Annotated in this window: 16 protein-coding genes; 6 read left to right on the top strand and 10 right to left on the bottom strand. The window is 72.2% G+C overall.

Annotated features, from left to right (window positions below):
- Positions 1-34 precede the first annotated feature (34 nt).
- On the bottom strand, positions 35-613 hold the full coding sequence (locus ACPC54_RS17740) for a DUF6368 family protein (RefSeq protein ID WP_498965730.1): 579 nt from the start codon (positions 611-613) through the stop codon (positions 35-37).
- A 242-nt stretch (positions 614-855) separates the two neighbouring features.
- On the opposite strand from ACPC54_RS17740, the gene ACPC54_RS17735 reads away from it, so the two are divergent.
- Positions 856-1,920: an SUKH-4 family immunity protein gene (locus ACPC54_RS17735; RefSeq protein WP_498965729.1), complete on the top strand. Its 1,065-nt coding sequence runs from the start codon at positions 856-858 to the stop codon at positions 1,918-1,920.
- Between the two features lie 18 nt (positions 1,921-1,938).
- On the opposite strand, the gene ACPC54_RS17730 is transcribed toward ACPC54_RS17735, so the two are convergent.
- From ACPC54_RS17730 to ACPC54_RS17710, 5 genes are all read right to left on the bottom strand, one after another.
- Positions 1,939-2,364 (bottom strand): hypothetical protein, encoded by a 426-nt coding sequence (locus tag ACPC54_RS17730; protein ID WP_498965728.1) that lies wholly within the window; start codon positions 2,362-2,364, stop codon positions 1,939-1,941.
- Between the two features lie 216 nt (positions 2,365-2,580).
- Entirely contained in the window at positions 2,581-3,066 is a 486-nt protein-coding gene (locus ACPC54_RS17725; RefSeq protein ID WP_498965727.1) for a hypothetical protein, read from the bottom strand.
- A gap of 104 nt (positions 3,067-3,170) precedes the next feature.
- Positions 3,171-4,136, bottom strand: coding sequence for a DMT family transporter (locus tag ACPC54_RS17720; RefSeq protein WP_498965726.1), 966 nt, complete (start codon positions 4,134-4,136; stop codon positions 3,171-3,173).
- A gap of 239 nt (positions 4,137-4,375) precedes the next feature.
- The gene (locus ACPC54_RS17715; RefSeq protein WP_498965855.1) at positions 4,376-5,071 is read right to left on the bottom strand and encodes an aspartate/glutamate racemase family protein; all 696 of its coding nucleotides are present in this window, start codon (positions 5,069-5,071) and stop codon (positions 4,376-4,378) included.
- 240 nt (positions 5,072-5,311) lie between these two features.
- Positions 5,312-5,761, bottom strand: a complete 450-nt coding sequence (locus ACPC54_RS17710; RefSeq protein ID WP_498965725.1) for an ATP-binding protein — start codon at positions 5,759-5,761, stop codon at positions 5,312-5,314.
- A gap of 163 nt (positions 5,762-5,924) precedes the next feature.
- Between ACPC54_RS17710 and ACPC54_RS17705 the strand changes: the two genes are divergently transcribed.
- From ACPC54_RS17705 to ACPC54_RS17690, 4 genes are all read left to right on the top strand, one after another.
- The gene (locus tag ACPC54_RS17705) at positions 5,925-6,734 is read left to right on the top strand and encodes a helix-turn-helix domain-containing protein (RefSeq protein WP_498965724.1); all 810 of its coding nucleotides are present in this window, start codon (positions 5,925-5,927) and stop codon (positions 6,732-6,734) included.
- A gap of 8 nt (positions 6,735-6,742) precedes the next feature.
- Complete coding sequence (locus ACPC54_RS17700; protein WP_498965723.1) at positions 6,743-6,931, top strand: DUF397 domain-containing protein; 189 nt, start codon at positions 6,743-6,745, stop codon at positions 6,929-6,931.
- A 208-nt stretch (positions 6,932-7,139) separates the two neighbouring features.
- Entirely contained in the window at positions 7,140-7,988 is an 849-nt protein-coding gene (locus ACPC54_RS17695) for a hypothetical protein (protein WP_498965722.1), read from the top strand.
- A gap of 95 nt (positions 7,989-8,083) precedes the next feature.
- The gene (locus ACPC54_RS17690; protein WP_498965721.1) at positions 8,084-9,199 is read left to right on the top strand and encodes a DUF4185 domain-containing protein; all 1,116 of its coding nucleotides are present in this window, start codon (positions 8,084-8,086) and stop codon (positions 9,197-9,199) included.
- 315 nt (positions 9,200-9,514) lie between these two features.
- On the opposite strand, the gene ACPC54_RS17685 is transcribed toward ACPC54_RS17690, so the two are convergent.
- From ACPC54_RS17685 to ACPC54_RS17670, 4 genes are all read right to left on the bottom strand, one after another.
- The gene (locus ACPC54_RS17685) at positions 9,515-10,033 is read right to left on the bottom strand and encodes an ATP-binding protein (protein ID WP_498965720.1); all 519 of its coding nucleotides are present in this window, start codon (positions 10,031-10,033) and stop codon (positions 9,515-9,517) included.
- A 244-nt stretch (positions 10,034-10,277) separates the two neighbouring features.
- A complete protein-coding gene (locus ACPC54_RS17680) occupies positions 10,278-11,507 on the bottom strand; it encodes a L,D-transpeptidase (protein WP_498965719.1) in 1,230 nt (409 codons plus the stop codon).
- A 234-nt stretch (positions 11,508-11,741) separates the two neighbouring features.
- A complete protein-coding gene (locus tag ACPC54_RS17675) occupies positions 11,742-12,986 on the bottom strand; it encodes a L,D-transpeptidase (RefSeq protein WP_498965718.1) in 1,245 nt (414 codons plus the stop codon).
- Positions 12,987-13,168: 182 nt separating this feature from the next.
- Entirely contained in the window at positions 13,169-14,275 is a 1,107-nt protein-coding gene (locus ACPC54_RS17670; protein ID WP_498965717.1) for a L,D-transpeptidase, read from the bottom strand.
- A 349-nt stretch (positions 14,276-14,624) separates the two neighbouring features.
- On the opposite strand from ACPC54_RS17670, the gene glgX reads away from it, so the two are divergent.
- Positions 14,625-16,808, top strand: a complete 2,184-nt coding sequence (glgX, locus tag ACPC54_RS17665; protein WP_498965716.1) for a glycogen debranching protein GlgX — start codon at positions 14,625-14,627, stop codon at positions 16,806-16,808.
- The last annotated feature ends 5 nt before the right edge of the window (positions 16,809-16,813 follow it).

Below are 16,813 nucleotides of genomic sequence, written 5' to 3'. Positions count from 1 at the left end.
CCCGGTCGACTTCTTACGCGGGTTCCGCGGCGGGCTACTTGACCAGGTGGAAGGCCGGGTGCCGCAGCCAGGCCGCCAGGAACTCCGGGTCGCCGACGTGCCGGAACCACCGCTCGCCGCCCCAGGTGTCGTACGAGACCTCCACGACCCGGCCCGGGAGGGCGGCGACCAGCGCCCGCGCCCCGGCCAGCAGCGCCTCGTCGTGCGCGTCGTCGCGCGGGGTGCAGTAGCCCAGCACGCCGTCGAAGTCGACCAGGGCGCCCAGGCGTTCGGCGAGCGCGAGGGCCAGCCGGCCGAGCGCCCGGTGGTTCGCCGGGCCGGAGCAGCCGGCGCCGAGCACCAGCCCCTGCACCGGCGGCCGCGGGAACGCCGAGTAGTCCTCGTCCTCCGCCGGCACCTCCTCGTCCTCCGACAGGAAGAACACCCCGAGGTCGGCGAGGTCCGCCTCCGCCAGCTCCACGGCCGCGCCGTCCCGCACCCAGAAGTCCAGGTCGCCGCCGGCTCCGGTCTCGACCGGCGCGCAGAAGCCCGCCAGCCACCCGGCCACCTCGGCCCGGATCTCCCCGAACTCCCGCCGCTCGAACAACCACAGCCCCACCGCCGGTCCCGCCATACCGCTCACCCCTCCCTGCCCACCATCCTGCCCTCCCCCGCGCCCGCTGTCAGTGCGCTCGCGTACGCTCGCGCCAGTCATCGGATCGGAGGGAGCGCCATGGCGGGCCGTACGGGCGTCGCGAGGCTGATCGAGATCGCGGCACCTCGCCGCGCTGTGTGCACCGGCGCGAGCGGCAGCTGAGTGAGAAGGCCCCCGGCCGACCGGCCGGGGCGAAGCGATCCAGAACGGGGACGACGAGCATGACCGACGAGACCGACCTGCCCGAGCGCGGTGCCTTCCTGGAGTTCGGGGCCGCCGCCACCGCCCCGGCCGGCGGCGGGCGGTGGACCGTCCTCGGCGGGACGTCGTACTGCGGCAGCCTGGTCGTGCTCGACGGCGAGACCGGCGAGGTCCGGCTCGCCGAGGAGTCCGGCCGGGAGGAGGAGGGCGACCTGCTCGCCTCCTCGCTGCCCGCCCTCGCCGCCCTGGTGCGGGAGGTCGAGGCGGTCGCGGCCGGCGCCGCCGACCGCACGGCGTTCGACGGCCGCAGGGGCGCGGCGGTGGCGGACGCCGTCGCGGCGGCCGCCGAGCAGCGGATGCGGGAGCTGGACCCTGCCCTGTTCGCCCCGGGCGCCCGGCCCCCGCACTGGCGCACCGCGCTGCTGATCGCCGCCCTGGCCTGGGGCGCCCGCCCCGGTGAACCGGACGGCCTCGCCTACGACTTCGAGCCGGACCTGGTCGCCGACCTGGCCCGGCTGATCGGCGAGGACGACGGCGCCGTCCGCCGCTACCGCCCCGAGGAACTGCCCGCCGACCTCACCCACGAGCCGACCCGCCGGCTCCTCACCGAGGCCGGCCTGCCGCTGGACGGCGAGACGTTCGGCCTCGACCCGGACGCCCCGCTCACCACCATGGCCGGCGCCTACCCCGACCACCACGCCGAGCTCACCCACCAACTCGCCCTCGCCTACTGGCCGCACGACCTGGTGATCGCCCTCGACGGCGCCACCGGCCGCCTCGAACTCCCCGGCCTGTACGGCGCCGACGACCCGGCCCGCTACCTCCACCGCGACCTCTCCGCCCTGCTCTACGCCCTCTGGACGTACGAGCGGCTGCGCGCCCACTGGAACCGCTGGGAGTACGGCGGGGAGGAGTGGAGCGACGAGGACGGCGACGACGGCTGGACGGTCTTCGACCCGCACTCCTTCCTGTGCACCGAGGTCGACGGCCTGGTCGCGGCCGTCGACCCGGAGTCCTTCGCCACCGCCCGGCACTCCTGGCGCCTCCTCGCCGAGGACCCCTACACCGGCGGCCTGCTGGCCTGAACCGGGCCGGTCGGCCCGTCAGCCGCCGCGCGGCACGCGCTTGCGGAGGAGCTCGTCGTCCATACAGGTCTGGTCCGGGTCCATGACGAGGCAGAGGTCGTACCCGTCGTCATCGCGCTTGACCTTCACGAAGACGTCGCAGTCACGGGGGTAGCCCACGTCCGGCTTCAGCGCCAGGTTGATGGAATCGCTCCTGGTCACCGGCTCGTTCATCGGCTCGAGGGCGGCGGAGATCTTCTTCTTCCGCGGGCCCTTCAGCTCGTAGAACGTCCACGTCCCGACCGACACGGTCATCGGGCATCCGTTGTCGGGCACGGCCTGGTCGAGGCCGCTGATGGACAGGCTGTGGTCGAGCGCCATGTGCAGCCGGGTGCCGTCCTTGTTGCCCCACTCCCCCGCCAGGTCGGCCTGCTCGATCACGGCGCGGTCGCCTCCGGCGTCCATGACCGCACAAGCGGCGTACAGGGCCAGACACCCCACCGCGACCACCCCCCACCGAACGAGCCTCCCGGCCCGCTTCCCTGAATCCACGTCTCCCCCCACAGATCCGCAGGCCTGCGCCACGCCCCCAGCGGTACGAACGATCGGCCCGCCGTCAGCCTTGCACGCCACTTGAACGCGTTCAACCATGCCGACGGCAACCAGCCACCGCACCGGGGCTCAGCCCCGGATGGCACCGGTGATCCGGAGGGCTTCGGCCCTGACCTCCGCGTCGACCTCCGCGGCGGCTCGCCCGCCGCCGTAGGGGAGCAGGTCGTACTCGTCGTCGAGCTCGGCGAGCCGTCCGGCCGGCGGCAGCCGGTGGCCGAAGTGCACATGGATCCGGGAGGTGAGCTCCCGGGGAGTCAGCCGACCGGCCAGCATCCGGTGCGCGAGTGCCCGGGCGGCGGCTTCCCGGCCGGCATCGCTGTCGGCCGGGGGGAAGGCCAGGCCGAGTTCGTCGAACGCGGCGGGCAGGAGTTCGGGCACGTCACGGTCCGCTTCGCCCCACGTGCACGCGGCCAGGGTCACCAGGGCGGGGCCGTCGAGTCCGGCGACGAGTGCGTCGCAGGCGGCGCGGACGACCTCGTACGCACGGACCTCGCCGATGCTCCAGAGCGCGGCGCGGTCCCGGAGCTCCCGGGCGGCGGATTCGGTGGACGGCATCCGCTCATGTTCCCCGCCCGCGTGCGGCCCGGTCCAGCGGTTTCCCCGCCGCGGCCCGCCCGCGCGGGGCGTCGGCCGGGCCGACGTCCCGCGCGGCGGGGGTCTCAGCGACGGCCGGGCAGGGCGAGCACCGCGAGGCCGGCGGCCAGGACGGCGAGGCCGCACCAGGAGACGGCCGGGAGGCGTTCGCCGAGGGCGGCGACGCCGAGGAGGGCCGCGACGGCCGGTTCGGCGAGGGTGAGGGTGGTGGCGGTCTGCGCGGCGGTGTGGCGCAGGCCCCGGCCGAACAGGCGGTACGCGAGGAGGGTGGTGATCAGCCCGAGGTGCAGCACCACGCCGGCGCCGCGCGCCGTGAGCAGCCAACCCGCCCCGCCGCCTCCGCCGACCCCGAGCAGCAGCACCGGCGAGACCAGCAGCGCGGCCCCGCCGAACATCACGCCCATCACCCCGCCCGAGGGCCGCCCGTCCGCGATCAGCCGGCCGCCGATCAGCGAGTACGCGGCGTACGAGAGCCCGGAGAGCGCCGCGAGCAGCACCCCCGGGAGGTCCACCGCCCGTCCGCCGCCCGCGAGTTCGGGGCCGAGGACGAGGACGACGCAGCCGAGCACGGCGAGCCCGGTGGCTCCCGCCCAGCGCCCGCCGGGGCGCCCCTGCCGGGTGAGCCAACCGAGCAGCCCGGTGAACACCGGAGCGCTGCCGAGCGCGATCACCGTGGCGACGGCGACGCCGGTGCGGGTGACCGCCGGGTAGAAGGTCAGCGGGTAGCCGACCACCGCCACCGCTCCGAGCGCGAGCAGCCGGCGCTCGCGGGCGTCGCAGGTGCGGGGCAGGGTCCAGGCGGTGCGGTCGGTGAGGAACAGCAGCAGCCCGCCGAGCATCAGGGCCGCCGCCCCGATCCCGGCGGCCGGGGCGCCGGCCGGGGCGAGGGCGCTGGCCGTCCCGGTGGTGCCCCAGAGCAGGGCCGCCGCGAGGATCGGCAGCGCGCCGCCGGCCCGCCCGGCGGGGCGAGGCCGAGCAGGCGCGGACGCGGGCGCAGACGCAGACGCGGGCGCAGACGCAGACGCAGACAAACGATTCGGCACAGTCGTGAACTTCCGTCGTCGAAAACCGTCAGTGGGAGTGGTTTCGAGAACGGGCGCACGCCAGAACGGCACCCGGCGGCCTCAGCGGGCCGAACCGGGGCTCGGGGAGGGGGTCAGACCACCGCCGCGTACGCCCGATCAGGCGCGGAGCGGTGGCAGCACGGCGTGCCAGTAGAGGTTCACGCCCCCGATGCTACGGCCGGGCCGTGCGGGAGGTCGACCCGTGGTCACGCACCGGACAGTGCCGCGCGCACGGCCGCCGCCGCGTGCAGTCGCGCGGTCGGGAAGAGCGGGACGGGACTGTCCTCGGGCCCGACGAGCAGCTCGATCTCGGTGCAGCCCAGGATGACGCCCTCCGCGCCGGCGGCGACCAGGTCCGCGATGACCTGCCGGTAGGCGGCCCGCGACTCCTCCCGCACGACGCCCAGGCAGAGCTCCTCGTAGATCACCCGGTGAACGGTCGCGCGCCCGTCGGCGTCCGGGACGAGCACGTCGAGCCCGCCGGCTTCGAGCCGGCCCCGGTAGAAGTCCTGCTCCATGGTGAACGCGGTTCCCAGCAGGCCGACCCGGCGCAGGCCGGCCGCCCGGACCGCCTCCGCGGTGGCGTCGGCCAGGTGCAGCAGGGGGACGGAGACCGCCGCCTCGACCTGGTCGGCGACCTTGTGCATGGTGTTGGTGCAGATCAGCACCAGGTCCGCGCCGGCCGCTTCGAGGGCCCGGGCGGCCGCGGCCAGGGCCTCCCCGGCCTCCGCCCAGCGGCCCTGGACCTGCAGTCGCTCGATCTCCGCGAAGTCCACCGAGTAGAGCACGCACCGCGCCGAGTGGAGTCCGCCGAGGCGCTCCCGCGTGAACTCGTTGACCAGGCGGTAGTACTCCGCCGTCGACTCCCAGCTCATCCCGCCGATCAGCCCGATCGTCTTCATCGCCGCACCCCTCTCCATAACCATGCCATCATGATAGAGCTCAAGGCATAAGACTTACTTTGAGGCTGCGGGAGACGGCAGCCGTGCAGGGGTGGGGCAAACGACCCTGTCCGCACCCCGGGTCCCGTTCTTTACCGTGCGGGCGACCTCACCGCCGCGAGCCTAACAATCGGAACCTCGGCGGGATCTGCGCAGGAAGTCGGCCGGGCCGACTTCCTGCGCAGCGCTCCCCCATCCGCCTCACGGAATCGCGCGCACCGAGGTCGGCTTCGCCGGGGCGGAGAGGGCGAGTTCGAACCAAACGATCTTGCCGATGCAGCCCGCGCCCCGGGAGTGGGCACCCCAGGAGGTCGAAAGGGCGTCGACGAGTTCGAGGCCACGGCCGGACTCGTCCTCGGGGGCGGCCCGCCGGAGGACGGGGAGGTCGGCGCCGGCGTCGGCGACCTCGACCCGGAGGACGGTGTCGGTGGGGAGGAGGAGCCGGACGCCGATCAGGCGGTCGCGCGGGACGCGGGGGTGGTGACAGGCGTTGGCGACGAGCTCGCTGAGGAGGAGCATCGCGATCTCGGCGGACTCGTCGTGGATGTGCCAGTCGAAGGCCTGCCGCAGGAGCCGGATGCGGGCGCGAGCGGCGCTGCGGGGGTGGCGGGGGAGCATCCACTCGATGGCGTCGACGGGCTGAACGGTCATCAGAGTCCTTCGGGGTGAGAGGAGTCGGGCGTCACCCGCAGGAGCTGAGTTCGGCCATTTCACCCTTCAAGAGTCGGGACGCGGGCATACCCTCAGGAGTCACACCGCCGGTACAACGCGAAGATGAACCACCCTTTGACCAGGGCAGGGAGGGGTCGGGCCGATGAGCACGCCGAAGCAGAACCCGATGGCGTGGAAGTACTGCGGAAACCAGATCAAGCGATGGCGCGAACTGGCCGGCGTGACGCGGGAGGAGTTGAGCAAGGCCTCCAACTACGACATCGAGAGCGTGCGGTCGATGGAGGGAGGCAGGAGGAAGCCATCGCTCAAGTTGCTCACAGTGGCAGATGAGTTGTGCGACGCCAGGGGGATGCTGCTGGCAGCCCACCCCTACCTCGCCCCAGAGGCCACTCCCGCTCGCAGCGATGCCTATCGCGAGGTCGCGGACAATGCCGTCGCCTACTACTCGTACGAACCCCTCTACATCCCAGGCTTGATGCAGACCGAGGAGTACGCGAGGACGCTCCTATACCGCAGCATGCCGCCTGTGGATGACGCCACCGCTGGAAGGCGCCTGGAGGCGCGCCTCAAGCGGCAAGAACGGCTCAAGCTACCCACGGTGCTGTTTCACTTCACAATCTACGAAGCCGCCCTCCACACATTCATCGGCGGCGAGAAGGTCATGGAGGGACAGCTCCTGCGACTGCTTGAGTTTGAGCACTCGCACCACATCCAGGTCCACGTCGTACCCACCGGGCATGCAACCCCCTCCTCCCTCTCGGGATCGCTGATCATCATGGAAACGAGCAGCAACGAGCAGTACGCCTATGTCGAGACTCACGGAACGAACGCACTTCACTCAGATCCGTGTCTTGTCGGCGAACTCAGCCGACGCCACGCGATGATCCGCGCGCAGGCCCTGAACACTCAGGATTCAGCGAAGCTCATCAGGAAGACACTGGAGCAGCTATGAACGCCGAAATGGCATGGTTCAAGTCCAGCTACAGCGACTACGAGGGCGGCGACTGTGTCGAAGTCGCCTCCCGCCCCACCGCCATCCATGTCCGCGACTCCAAGGACAAGGCCGGCCCGACCCTCGCGTTCTCCCCCGAGGCCTGGGCATCCTTCCTCACCTTCGCGCTCGAAGCTCAAGCGGCGCGGGTCGAGTGACCTCCTAGTGGAACGGGTGGGTAACCACCTTCCAACCACCTCCGCGCACAGCAGATATGACTTATCGTCACAACTTCGCCGCAGCCGGTCGCGGCGTGTAGCGTGCGCAGCAACGAAACAACCCCCGCCGGTGCGCCAACACCGAACGGGGGTCTGACCGGCACGATCGAAAGCAGTCGATCCTGTGGCTATCCACGACTCTACCGCCATGGCCGCGCCCGGATACGGCAAGCAGTCCGCTCCGGACCAGCTTCCTCCCGAGCAGCGCGACTTCTCGCACCTCCCCGTCCGCGAGGCCTACCTCGCCTCGCTGATCGACCACCTCCCGGACGGCGCGGCGATGGACGTCAAGACCCTCGCCGCCCACCAGCCCCTCTACGGGCAGATGGCCGTCCGCACGGCGCTCACCAACCTCTCCATCGCAGGTCACCTGCGCCGCGTCCGGGAGCGCGTCAACTCCAAGGACTGCCGGTGGGTGTTCCGCACCTACTTCTCCCGGACGCCGCGCAGCGACGCCTGGTGGGCGCACTTCATCGCCACCGGCGAGGCGTCAACGCCCGCAGCGCCCGATCCCCCGAAGGAGCGCACGCTCAACCGCACGTCCCCCACCTCGGCCGCCTACGCGGCCCTCGCCGGCCTCGGCCTCACCGACCCCCGGCTCGCCCTCTCCGCCGCCGACTGCGCCACGCTCGAACCGCTCGCCGCCGAGTGGTTCGCCCGGGGCACCACCCCGGCCCTCTTCACGGCCGCCCTCACCGGGGGCCTCCCGCCGTCCGTCCACAGCCCGGCGGCCTTCACCCGCCGCCGCCTGCTCGACAAGCTGCCCCCGGAACGCCCCTTGCCGGAGCCGGCCACCCGCATCGCCGAGTGCACCACCTGCCGCACCCCCTGCCGCCCGCACGCCCTCCTCGGCGGCCTCTGCCGCGCCTGCCGTACCGGCGCCACGCCCCTGCCGCCACCCCCAACCCACCTCTCCCCCACGGCCGTCCATCACCACGCCGCCCGCATCCGCGCGGCGATGAGCGGCGTCAGAAGTGCGAATCCCCTTCAGGTCTAGCTCATTCGGGTGAAGGTTCGTCCACCGATCGGCGGAGCGGCGACGGCGCCCATAGCCTCGGGACGCCGCAGAACTCCTCGACCCGGAAGGCCGCCATGACGCACGAACCAGCCGGAGACGACATCACCCGCCGCACGCTGCTCCGGATCGGCGCCGGCGTCGCCCTGGGGGCGGGGGCCTTCGCGGCCGGCACCCCCGCCGCGATCGCCGGCGGCCCGAACGACCCGACCGCCCCCACCATCGCGACCAAGGTGAAGAACCTCAGCGGCCTCGCCGAGACCGGTCCGGTCGGCGCACCGTGGACGGACCTCGGCATCCCCGTGCGGTGCCCGGACGGCACCATGCTCTTCGTCTGCGGCGACACCTTCGACGGCAGCGGGGTGGGCGACGGCGACTGGTACGCCCCGGTGGGCCTGCGTTCCAGCAGCGCGGACCTGAACAACCTCCGGATCGACGGCAGCGTCGGCGGCGACCACGCCCGCAGCCTCGTCGACGAGCCGCACACCCCGGTCGACGGCGGGCGCACGACGGCGATCCCGTCCGACGTGTTCGTCGTCAACGGCGTGATGTACATGCACCTGATGCGCGGCGTCATCTACAACACCCACCACACCGACTTCTGGCGCTCCACCGACAACGGCGAGACCTGGGACTACCTGTGCCAGTGGCCGGCCGACCTGTACGGCGGCCAGTTCCAGCAGAAGACCTATGCCGTGGCCGACGACGGCTACTGCTACGTGCTGTCCACGGTCTTCAACCGCGACGTCGAATCCGGGATGCTGCTGCACCGGGTGCGGCAGGACAGCCTCGGCAACCCGGCCGCCTACGAGCCGTGGGGCTTCACGGACAGCGGCTGGCAGTGGAACGCGCCCGCCCCGACGACCGTCTTCGGCACCCGCAAGTGGGGCGAGATCTGCTTCCGCGCGATGGACGGCAAGTACGTCCTCACCTGGCTGAACATGGACCCGCTGTCGATCAGGGCGATGGTCTTCCCGCTCCCGACCTCGGACCTGACCACGACGCTGGAGCAGACCATGATCCTGCCCTGCGCCCCGGGCCAGGAGGCCGGCAACCTCGTCCTCAGCCCGTACGGCGGCTTCGTGATCCCCGGCTCGACCTTCGGCAACTTCCACATCGTCGTCAGCCAGTGGTACGTCCCGGACCCGACGATCTACCGGATCATGCAGTATCGGATCGCCATGCTGTCCTGAGCCCTGGATCATGAATATTCACAGGTCCCGGCGTTAACCTATGCAAATTCCAAAGGTGAAGTAGGTTACAAACCTTTCATTCCAAGCCGCCCGGTTTGCCCACATGCTGAGATCCGTGCGATAGTCGACGCAACGAAGACTTCGGCGGGCCCGACCTGGCACTGTCGACGCCCATCGTGCGGCACGCACCCCCTTGGCCGGCGCGATGACTTGCAGGGGCCCCCATCGCCGAACACGGCGAACCCGGGGGCCCTGCGCGTATCCGCAGCCGCACGGCCGCGGCAGCACAGTCGCAGCCGCGGCCGGCACGGCGGCTCAGTTCCGGTCGCGCACCTTCAGCTCGAACCAGACGCCCTTGCCGCGCGGCAGCAGGTCCGCGCCCCAGCGGTCGGCCAGGTCGTCGACGACCTTCAGCCCCCGCCCGCGCTCGTTCACCGGCCGCGGCTCGGCGAGGATCATGCAGGGCAGCGACCGCGAGGAGTCGCGGACCTCGACCCGCAGCCACCCGGGCTTGCGGCCGACGAAGAGGCCGATGGTGCGCCCGCCGGCGTGCCGGATCGCGTTGGAGACCAGCTCGCTGGTGAGCAACTCGCCCGCCGCCAGGTGCTGGTGGAGCTCCCAGGACTGCAGGACGGAGAGCACCAGCCGCCGGGCCACCGGGCCGGACTCCGGCCGGGACGGCAGCCGCACCTCGTTCGGCGAGGACTGGTCGCACAGCCTGCCGGAGTACATCTCCTCCAGCTCCGCCGAGCTGAGCCGCTCCAGCTCCGAGAGCGCGCCCGGGACGTCCGCCCAAGCCGCCTCGGCGACGTGGGCGGCCCGAGCGCCGGCCACGGTAACCACTGACTGATCTGTTTCGCCCCAACCCGCCATGCGGACCATCATTGCGGAACGCAAGCGGCCGCGTACGGACAATGAGCAAACGATCACGCCCGGTTCGGCATATGCCGGGAGCAATCCGAAACCCGCCGGCGACGGCCCGAACAGGCGTCGGAAAACGCGTCGGGGCCACCCCGGTCAATCCCGGGTTGACCCCGACGCCCGTTCACCAGCGGGTCGGTGCCCGCTCAGCGCCCGCCTACCACTGGCCCCAGGCGAGGTTCCAGCCGCTGAGCCCGTTGTCCGGCTCCAGCGTCTCCTTCTTGATCGAGTTCTTGACGATCACGACGTCGCCGATGATCGAGTTGTCGTAGAACTTCCCGGCGCTGGTGGAACTGCCGCCGCCCTCCGCGTCCTTGAGCCCGACGCAGCCGTGGCTGACGTTGTCCCCGCCGAACACGCCGTTGCGGGCCCACCAGTTGCCGTGCACGTACGTCCCGGACGTGGTGAGCCGCATCGAGTGCGGCACCTGCAGGTCGTACGGCGCGCCGGTCATGCCGGGCAGGGTGCTGGACTGCATCCGCACCGTGCCCTCCTTGGACATGACGACCATGGTGCCGTTCCAGGTCGGGTGGTCGTCCGAGCCGGAGGTGATGTCGACCTGCTCGGTCTTGCCGCCGTCCCCGACGACGGTCATCTGGTGCGCGGCGGCGTCAACCGTCGAGACCTGGCTTCGCCCGATAGTGAAGGGCTCGTCCCGGTCCGAACCGCCGTAGACGCCCGGCGCGATCTCCACGCTCTTCAGCCGGTAGTGCACCGTCACCTTGGTGCCCGGCTTCCAGTAGTTCTCCGGGCGGAAGTCCAGCCGCCGGTCGCCGAACCAGTGGCCCTTGACGACCGTGCCGTTGTTCGTCTCGAAGGTGATGCCCTTGGCGACGGCGTCCTTGTTCTTGACGTCCTTGGTGAACTCCACCGAGACGATCATGCCGACGCCGTACGTCGCGTTGTCGTCGACGTTGTCGGCGGCCTTGGCCTGCACCTCCGGCGTCAGCGTGGTGAAGCTGCTGTCCGCCTCCGCGACCACGCCGTTGGCGTCCGCCGCCATCGCGCTGACCTGGTAGGCCGTGCCGACCGAGAGACCGCCGGTCGGGGTCCAGCTCAGGCCGTCCGCGGCGATCGTGCCGGGCACCTCCTTGCCGGACTTGTCGCTCACCTTGACGGTGGTGAGCTTGCCGCCCGTCGCGCCGACCTTGAGCGCGGCCGGCGCCACGTCCACCGAGCCGGTCTTCGGCTCGATGCTCACCGCGGCCTGCGACACCTTCGGCGCCGCACTGCCCGGCGTCGCCGCCGCCGAGGCGGGGGCCGCACCGGCCCCGATGTCGGCCTTGGCCGCGCTGCCGCCGCCGCTGCCCCCACTGCTGCAGGCCGCCGTCAGCACCATCGCCCCGCCGACCACACCGGCGGCCACCACTCTGCGTATCGACCTCACGTCGATCCCTCCCTCTGCTCCCCAGGGGCCCGCGGGCCCCGACCGCTAGATGCGCCGGCCCTCCGGAAAGGTTGCGCCGTTCGAGGGGCTCATCGCCCCGGAAGCCGGAACGGCCCGACCCCAACGGGTGAGGTTCGAGCCGCCCCGGCATGAAACCGCCGACACGGTGCCGGCATGAAACCCAACGGAATCCCCCGGTGGCCCGGGTTCACCGGGCCACCGGGGCGATCCGGCCTACCAGTTCGCCCAGGCCACGTTCCAGCCGCCGAGCCCGTTGGACGGGGCGACGGTCTTCTCCTTGGTGTTCACGATCTTCACGACGTCGCCGACGATCGAGTCGTTGAAGAACTTGCCGGCGACCGAGGAGTCGCTGCCGCCCTTCTCGTCGGCCATCGAGACGCAGCCGTGGCTGGCGTTGCTCTTGCCGAACGGGCTCGACCAGTAGTTGCCGTGCACGAAGGTGCCCGAGGTGGTCAGCCGCATCGCGTGCGGCACGTCCTGGATGTCGTACTCGCCGCCGAGACCGACGGTCTGCGAGTTCATCCGGGTGACCTTCTCCTTGGACATGATCACCATCGTCCCGCCCCAGGACGGCGTCGCGTCCGCGCCCAGGGTGACCGGCACGGTGCTGACCTTGCCGCCCTGGTCGACGGTCATCTGGTGCGACTTGGCGTCCGCCGTGGCGATCCGCGAACGGCCGATGGTGAACGGCTCGTCCTTGTCCACGTCGCCGTAGACGCCCGGGGACACCTCGACGTTCTTCAGCCGGTACTTGATGACGACCTTGGTGTTCGGCTTCCAGTAATCGGCCGGACGGAAGTCCACCCGCCGGTCGCCGAACCAGTGGCCCTTCACCTCGGTGCCGCCGGCGTCGATGGTGATGCCCTTGAGGACGGCGTCCTTGTTCTTGACGTCCTTGGTGAAGTTCACCGAGACGATCATGCCGACGCCGTAGGTGGCGCCGTCGCTGATGTTGTCGTTGGTGGAGACCTTCTTCTCCGGCGTCAGCGTGGTGAAGGAGGTGGTGGACGCGGCCACCAGCCCGTCCGCGTCCTTGGCCTGCGCGTTCACCTTGTAGGCCGTGCCGACCGCGAGGCCCGCCGCCGGCTTCCAGCCGGTGCCGTCCGGGGTGATCGCGCCCTCGACCGGCTTGCCGTCCTTGTCGGTCACCTCGACGGTGGTCAGCTTGCCGTTCGAGACGGACACCTGCAGACCGGTCGGCGCGACGTCCTGGGCACCGTCCTTCGGCTCGACGTTCAGCACCGCGGCCGAGGTCTTCGGCGCAGCCGAGGCACCCCCGTCCGCCGGCGCCGAGGCCGAGGCCGCGTTGTCGCCGCCGGACCCCCCGCCCGAACCGCCCTTGTCGTCGTTGCAGGCCGCGGTCAGCAGCAGCACCCCGCCCATGACCAGCGCAGCGGCTCCCCTGCGCCCGAATCGGCCGGTGCGTATCGCGGCGCCGGCCGCCTTACCCGTCTTCACGGTCTCTCCCCTCCCGTTATCCACTCTCTTGACGCGCCGAGTGCCCCCATGAGTTGCACCGGGCGCCGATCTTCCCCCTCCGGGGCACGACGCGCCGGAGCAGGATAACTGGGCCGTCCGGGTGAATCCGGAGGGGAGGTGGGTGGAGCGGGGGTGAACCCGTCGTGAAGACCGCCGGACGGCTAGCGCAGCGCGCTGCCGGCCAGCCACTGGTCCCAGGGCAGGTTCCAGCCGTTGAGACCGTTCGAGGGCGGCACGAAGTCCCCCGCGGAGGCCTTCACCTCCAGCACGTCGCCCGGGATCGTGTGCTCGAACAGCCAGCCCGCCGGCGTGTCCTTGCCGGTACCGCCCTTGGTGTCGGCCAGGCCGATGCACCCGTGGCTGGTGTTGGCGGTGCCGAACACCGCCGGGTTCGCCCAGTAGTTGCCGTGCACGAACGTGCCGGAGCCGGTCAGCCGCATCGCGTGCGGGACGTCCTTGATGTCGTACTCGTCGCCCATGCCCACGGTCTGCGAGTTCATCCGGGTCACCTGGTACTTCTCCGACACCACCAGCACCCCCCGGTAGGTCGAGTGCTCGGGGCTGCCGCCGGACACCTTGAGCACCCGGAGCACCTTGCCGCCCTGCCCGGCCCGGACGGTCAGGGTGTGCGCGTCCAGGTCCACGCCGGAGACCTGCGCCCGGCCGATGGTGAAGTGCAGGTCCCGGCTCTGACTGCCGAAGTCACCCGGCGCGCCCTGCACGTCCTTCAGCCGCAGCGCCACGGACACCCTGGTCCCGGCCGCCCAGTACTGCTGCGGCCGGAAGTCCAGCCGCTGGTTGCCGAACCAGTGCGCGGCCACCCGCACCGGCGGGTCCGCAGTCACCTGCACCGCCCGCTCCACCGCCGCCCGGTCCGCGATCGGACGGCTGAACCGCAGCGACACCGGCATCCCCACCCCGACCGTCGACCCGTCCTCGGGCGTGAAGAACGCGACGAAGGTGTGCGCCCGGGCGACGGTCGAGAACTCCGCGTGCTGGGCCGCCTTCTGCCCCTGCTCGTCCTCCGCGACGGAGTCCAGCGTGAACGCCGTCCCCAGCGGCAGCGGACCGTCCGGCGCCCACGAGGCCCCGTCCGCCGCGATCGTCCCCGGCACCTCGGTGCCCCGGGCGTCGGCCAGCCGGACGGACAGCAGCCTCCCCTGCGCCGCCGCCACCTTCACCGCCCCCTCCGGCGGCACGTCCTGCGCCCCGTCCGCGGGCTGCACCGTGAGCACCGCCCGGGACGGCGGCGGCGCGGGCGCGGTCACCGTGGCCGAAGCACCGTCGCCGACCGGAGCGCCCGGCGAACCGCCGCACCCCGCCAGAACGGCCACGCAGCAGCCCACCGCCGCCGCACGCCGCGCCCACACCCGTACTCGGCGCCGCATCGGGGCCTCCCACTGTCCGGTTCCGCCGCCAGGAACAACGAGGCCCGTCCCGCCGGGGACACGTCCCGCACGCCCCCCGCGGGCGCGCGGGGCGACGCCCGCGCGCCCGCCCTCCCGGGAGCCCACCTCCGAACAGCCATCCGCCGGTAAGCCCCCGTTCAACGGCTTCCCCCCGCCCCATTCCGGGAAGGAAACAACGGCATGAGGTCCGGGACAGGGAGGTACGGCCATGGCGTCAGGGCAGGAGCTGGAAGCCGCGGCACGGCCGGACGAGCACGGGGAGACCCGGCCCGGCAGCCCGCACCCGCTCGGCGCCCGCTACCGCCCGGACCACCGGGGCACCAACTTCGCCCTCTGGGCCGCCGGCGCCGAGGCCGTCGACCTGTGCCTGTTCGACGAGGACGGCCGGGAGACCCGGCACCGCCTCACCGAACAGGACCTCCAGGTCTGGCACGGCTTCCTGCCCGGCGTGCTCCCCGGCACCCGCTACGGCTACCGCGTGCACGGCCGCTGGGACCCGTGGACGGGCGCCCGCTGGAACCCGGCGAAGCTGCTGCTCGACCCGTACGCCCGCGCGGTCGACGGCCACTACACCGCGCACGACGCGGTCTGCGCCGCCGTCCGCAACTGGCCGGAGGCGGACGTCGCCGACACCGTCCGGGACAACCGCGACTCGGCCGCCCACGTGCCCAGATCCGTGGTCGTCGCGGACGACGACGACTGGTCCGACGACCACCGCCCGAAGACCCCGTGGTCCGAGACCGTCCTCTACGAGCTGCACGTGCGCGGCTTCACCATGCGCCACCCCGACGTCCCCCCGGCCCTGCGCGGCACCTACGCCGGCCTCGCCCACCCCGCCGCGCTCGCCCACCTCACCCGCCTCGGCGTCACCGCCGTCGAGCTGCTGCCCGTCCACCAGTACGTCAGCGAGGACCACCTGCAGGCGCGCGGCCTGGTCAACTACTGGGGCTACAACACGATCGGCTACTTCGCCCCGCACGCCGGCTACTCCGCCTCGGGCTCGCGCGGCGGCCAGGTCGGCGAGTTCAAGCGGATGGTGCGCGCGCTGCACGCCGCCGGGATCGAGGTGATCCTCGACGTGGTGTTCAACCACACCGCCGAGGGCTCCGAGTTGGGCCCGACCCTCGCGCTGCGCGGCATCGACAACGCCGCCCACTACCGCCTCGCCCCGCACCGCCCGCGCGGCTACACCGACTACACCGGCTGCGGCAACACCCTGGACACCCGCCGCCCGCAGGTGATCCGGCTGATCACCGACTCGCTGCGCTACTGGGTCGCCGAGATGGGCGTGGACGGCTTCCGCTTCGACCTGGCCGCCGCCCTGGCCCGGGCCTCGGACGGCGTCGACCCGGAGCACCCGTTCCTCGCCGCCGTCGCCCAGGACCCGCTGCTGTCCCGGGTGAAGCTGATCGCCGAGCCGTGGGACGTCGGCCCGGGCGGCTACCAGGTGGGCGGCTTCCCGCCGCTGTGGGCCGAGTGGAACGACCGCTACCGCGACACCGTACGGGACTTCTGGCGCGGCGCCCACCCGGACGTCCGCGAACTCGGCTACCGCCTCTCCGGCTCCTCCGACCTCTACCAGCGCGACGGCCGCCGCCCGCACGCCTCCGTCAACTACGTGACGGCGCACGACGGTTTCACCCTGCGCGACCTGGTCTCCTACGACCGCAAGCACAACGAGGCGAACGGCGAGGGCGGCCGGGACGGCACCGACGACAACCGGTCCTGGAACCACGGCGTCGAGGGCGAGACCGCCGACCCGGAGGTCAACGCCCTGCGGTTGCGCCAACTGCGCAACCTGCTGGCCACGTTGCTGCTCTCCACCGGCGTCCCGATGATCACCGCCGGGGACGAGTTCGGCCGCACCCAGGGCGGCAACAACAACGCCTACTGCCAGGACAACGAGGTCGGCTGGGTCGACTGGTCGACGCTGGAGCGGCCCGAGTGGCGCGAGCTGACCGAGCTGACCGCCCGGCTGGTCCGGCTGCGCCGCGCCCACCCGGTGCTGCGCCGGCGGGCGTTCTTCTCCGGCCGGGCCGCCGCCCCCGGCGGTCGCCCGGACCTCGCCTGGTTCACCCCGCTCGGCAAGGAGATGACCGAGGCCGACTGGTTCGCCCCGACCGCCTGCCTCGGCATGCTGCTGTCCGGCAGCGCGATGTCCGAACGGGACGACGCCGGGCGGCCGGTGCGGGACGACGACTTCCTGCTGCTGCTCAACGCCGGCCACGAACCCGTGGTGTTCACCCTGCCTCGCGAGCCCTGGGCGGCACCGGAGGCCCGCTACGAGACGGTCGTCGACACCGCCGGGGCCGGCGAGCCGCACCCGGCCGGCGCGGTGGTGCTGGGCGGGCGCGCGCTGCTCCTGCTGCGCGCGCCCGCCCCACTCCCCTGACTCGC

This window comes from Kitasatospora sp. NPDC094028 (genome assembly GCF_049543595.1).
In the GTDB taxonomy this organism is placed as follows: domain Bacteria; phylum Actinomycetota; class Actinomycetes; order Streptomycetales; family Streptomycetaceae; genus Kitasatospora.
The sequence above is the reverse complement of the archived record's forward strand: the minus strand, read 5'-3'. Positions and strand labels throughout refer to the sequence as shown.

Excerpts from the sequence above, each read along its gene's own strand:
- ACPC54_RS17740 (WP_498965730.1), bottom strand. The coding sequence starts at position 613 with ATGGCGGGACCGGCGGTGGGGCTGTGGTTGTTCGAGCGGCGGGAGTTC.
- ACPC54_RS17735 (WP_498965729.1), top strand. The coding sequence starts at position 856 with ATGACCGACGAGACCGACCTGCCCGAGCGCGGTGCCTTCCTGGAGTTC.
- ACPC54_RS17730 (WP_498965728.1), bottom strand. The coding sequence starts at position 2,364 with ATGGACGCCGGAGGCGACCGCGCCGTGATCGAGCAGGCCGACCTGGCG.
- ACPC54_RS17725 (WP_498965727.1), bottom strand. The coding sequence starts at position 3,066 with ATGCCGTCCACCGAATCCGCCGCCCGGGAGCTCCGGGACCGCGCCGCG.
- ACPC54_RS17715 (WP_498965855.1), bottom strand. The coding sequence starts at position 5,071 with ATGAAGACGATCGGGCTGATCGGCGGGATGAGCTGGGAGTCGACGGCG.
- ACPC54_RS17710 (WP_498965725.1), bottom strand. The coding sequence starts at position 5,761 with ATGACCGTTCAGCCCGTCGACGCCATCGAGTGGATGCTCCCCCGCCAC.
- ACPC54_RS17705 (WP_498965724.1), top strand. The coding sequence starts at position 5,925 with ATGAGCACGCCGAAGCAGAACCCGATGGCGTGGAAGTACTGCGGAAAC.
- ACPC54_RS17700 (WP_498965723.1), top strand. The coding sequence starts at position 6,743 with ATGGCATGGTTCAAGTCCAGCTACAGCGACTACGAGGGCGGCGACTGT.
- ACPC54_RS17695 (WP_498965722.1), top strand. The coding sequence starts at position 7,140 with ATGGCCGCGCCCGGATACGGCAAGCAGTCCGCTCCGGACCAGCTTCCT.
- ACPC54_RS17690 (WP_498965721.1), top strand. The coding sequence starts at position 8,084 with ATGACGCACGAACCAGCCGGAGACGACATCACCCGCCGCACGCTGCTC.
- glgX (WP_498965716.1), top strand. The coding sequence starts at position 14,625 with ATGGCGTCAGGGCAGGAGCTGGAAGCCGCGGCACGGCCGGACGAGCAC.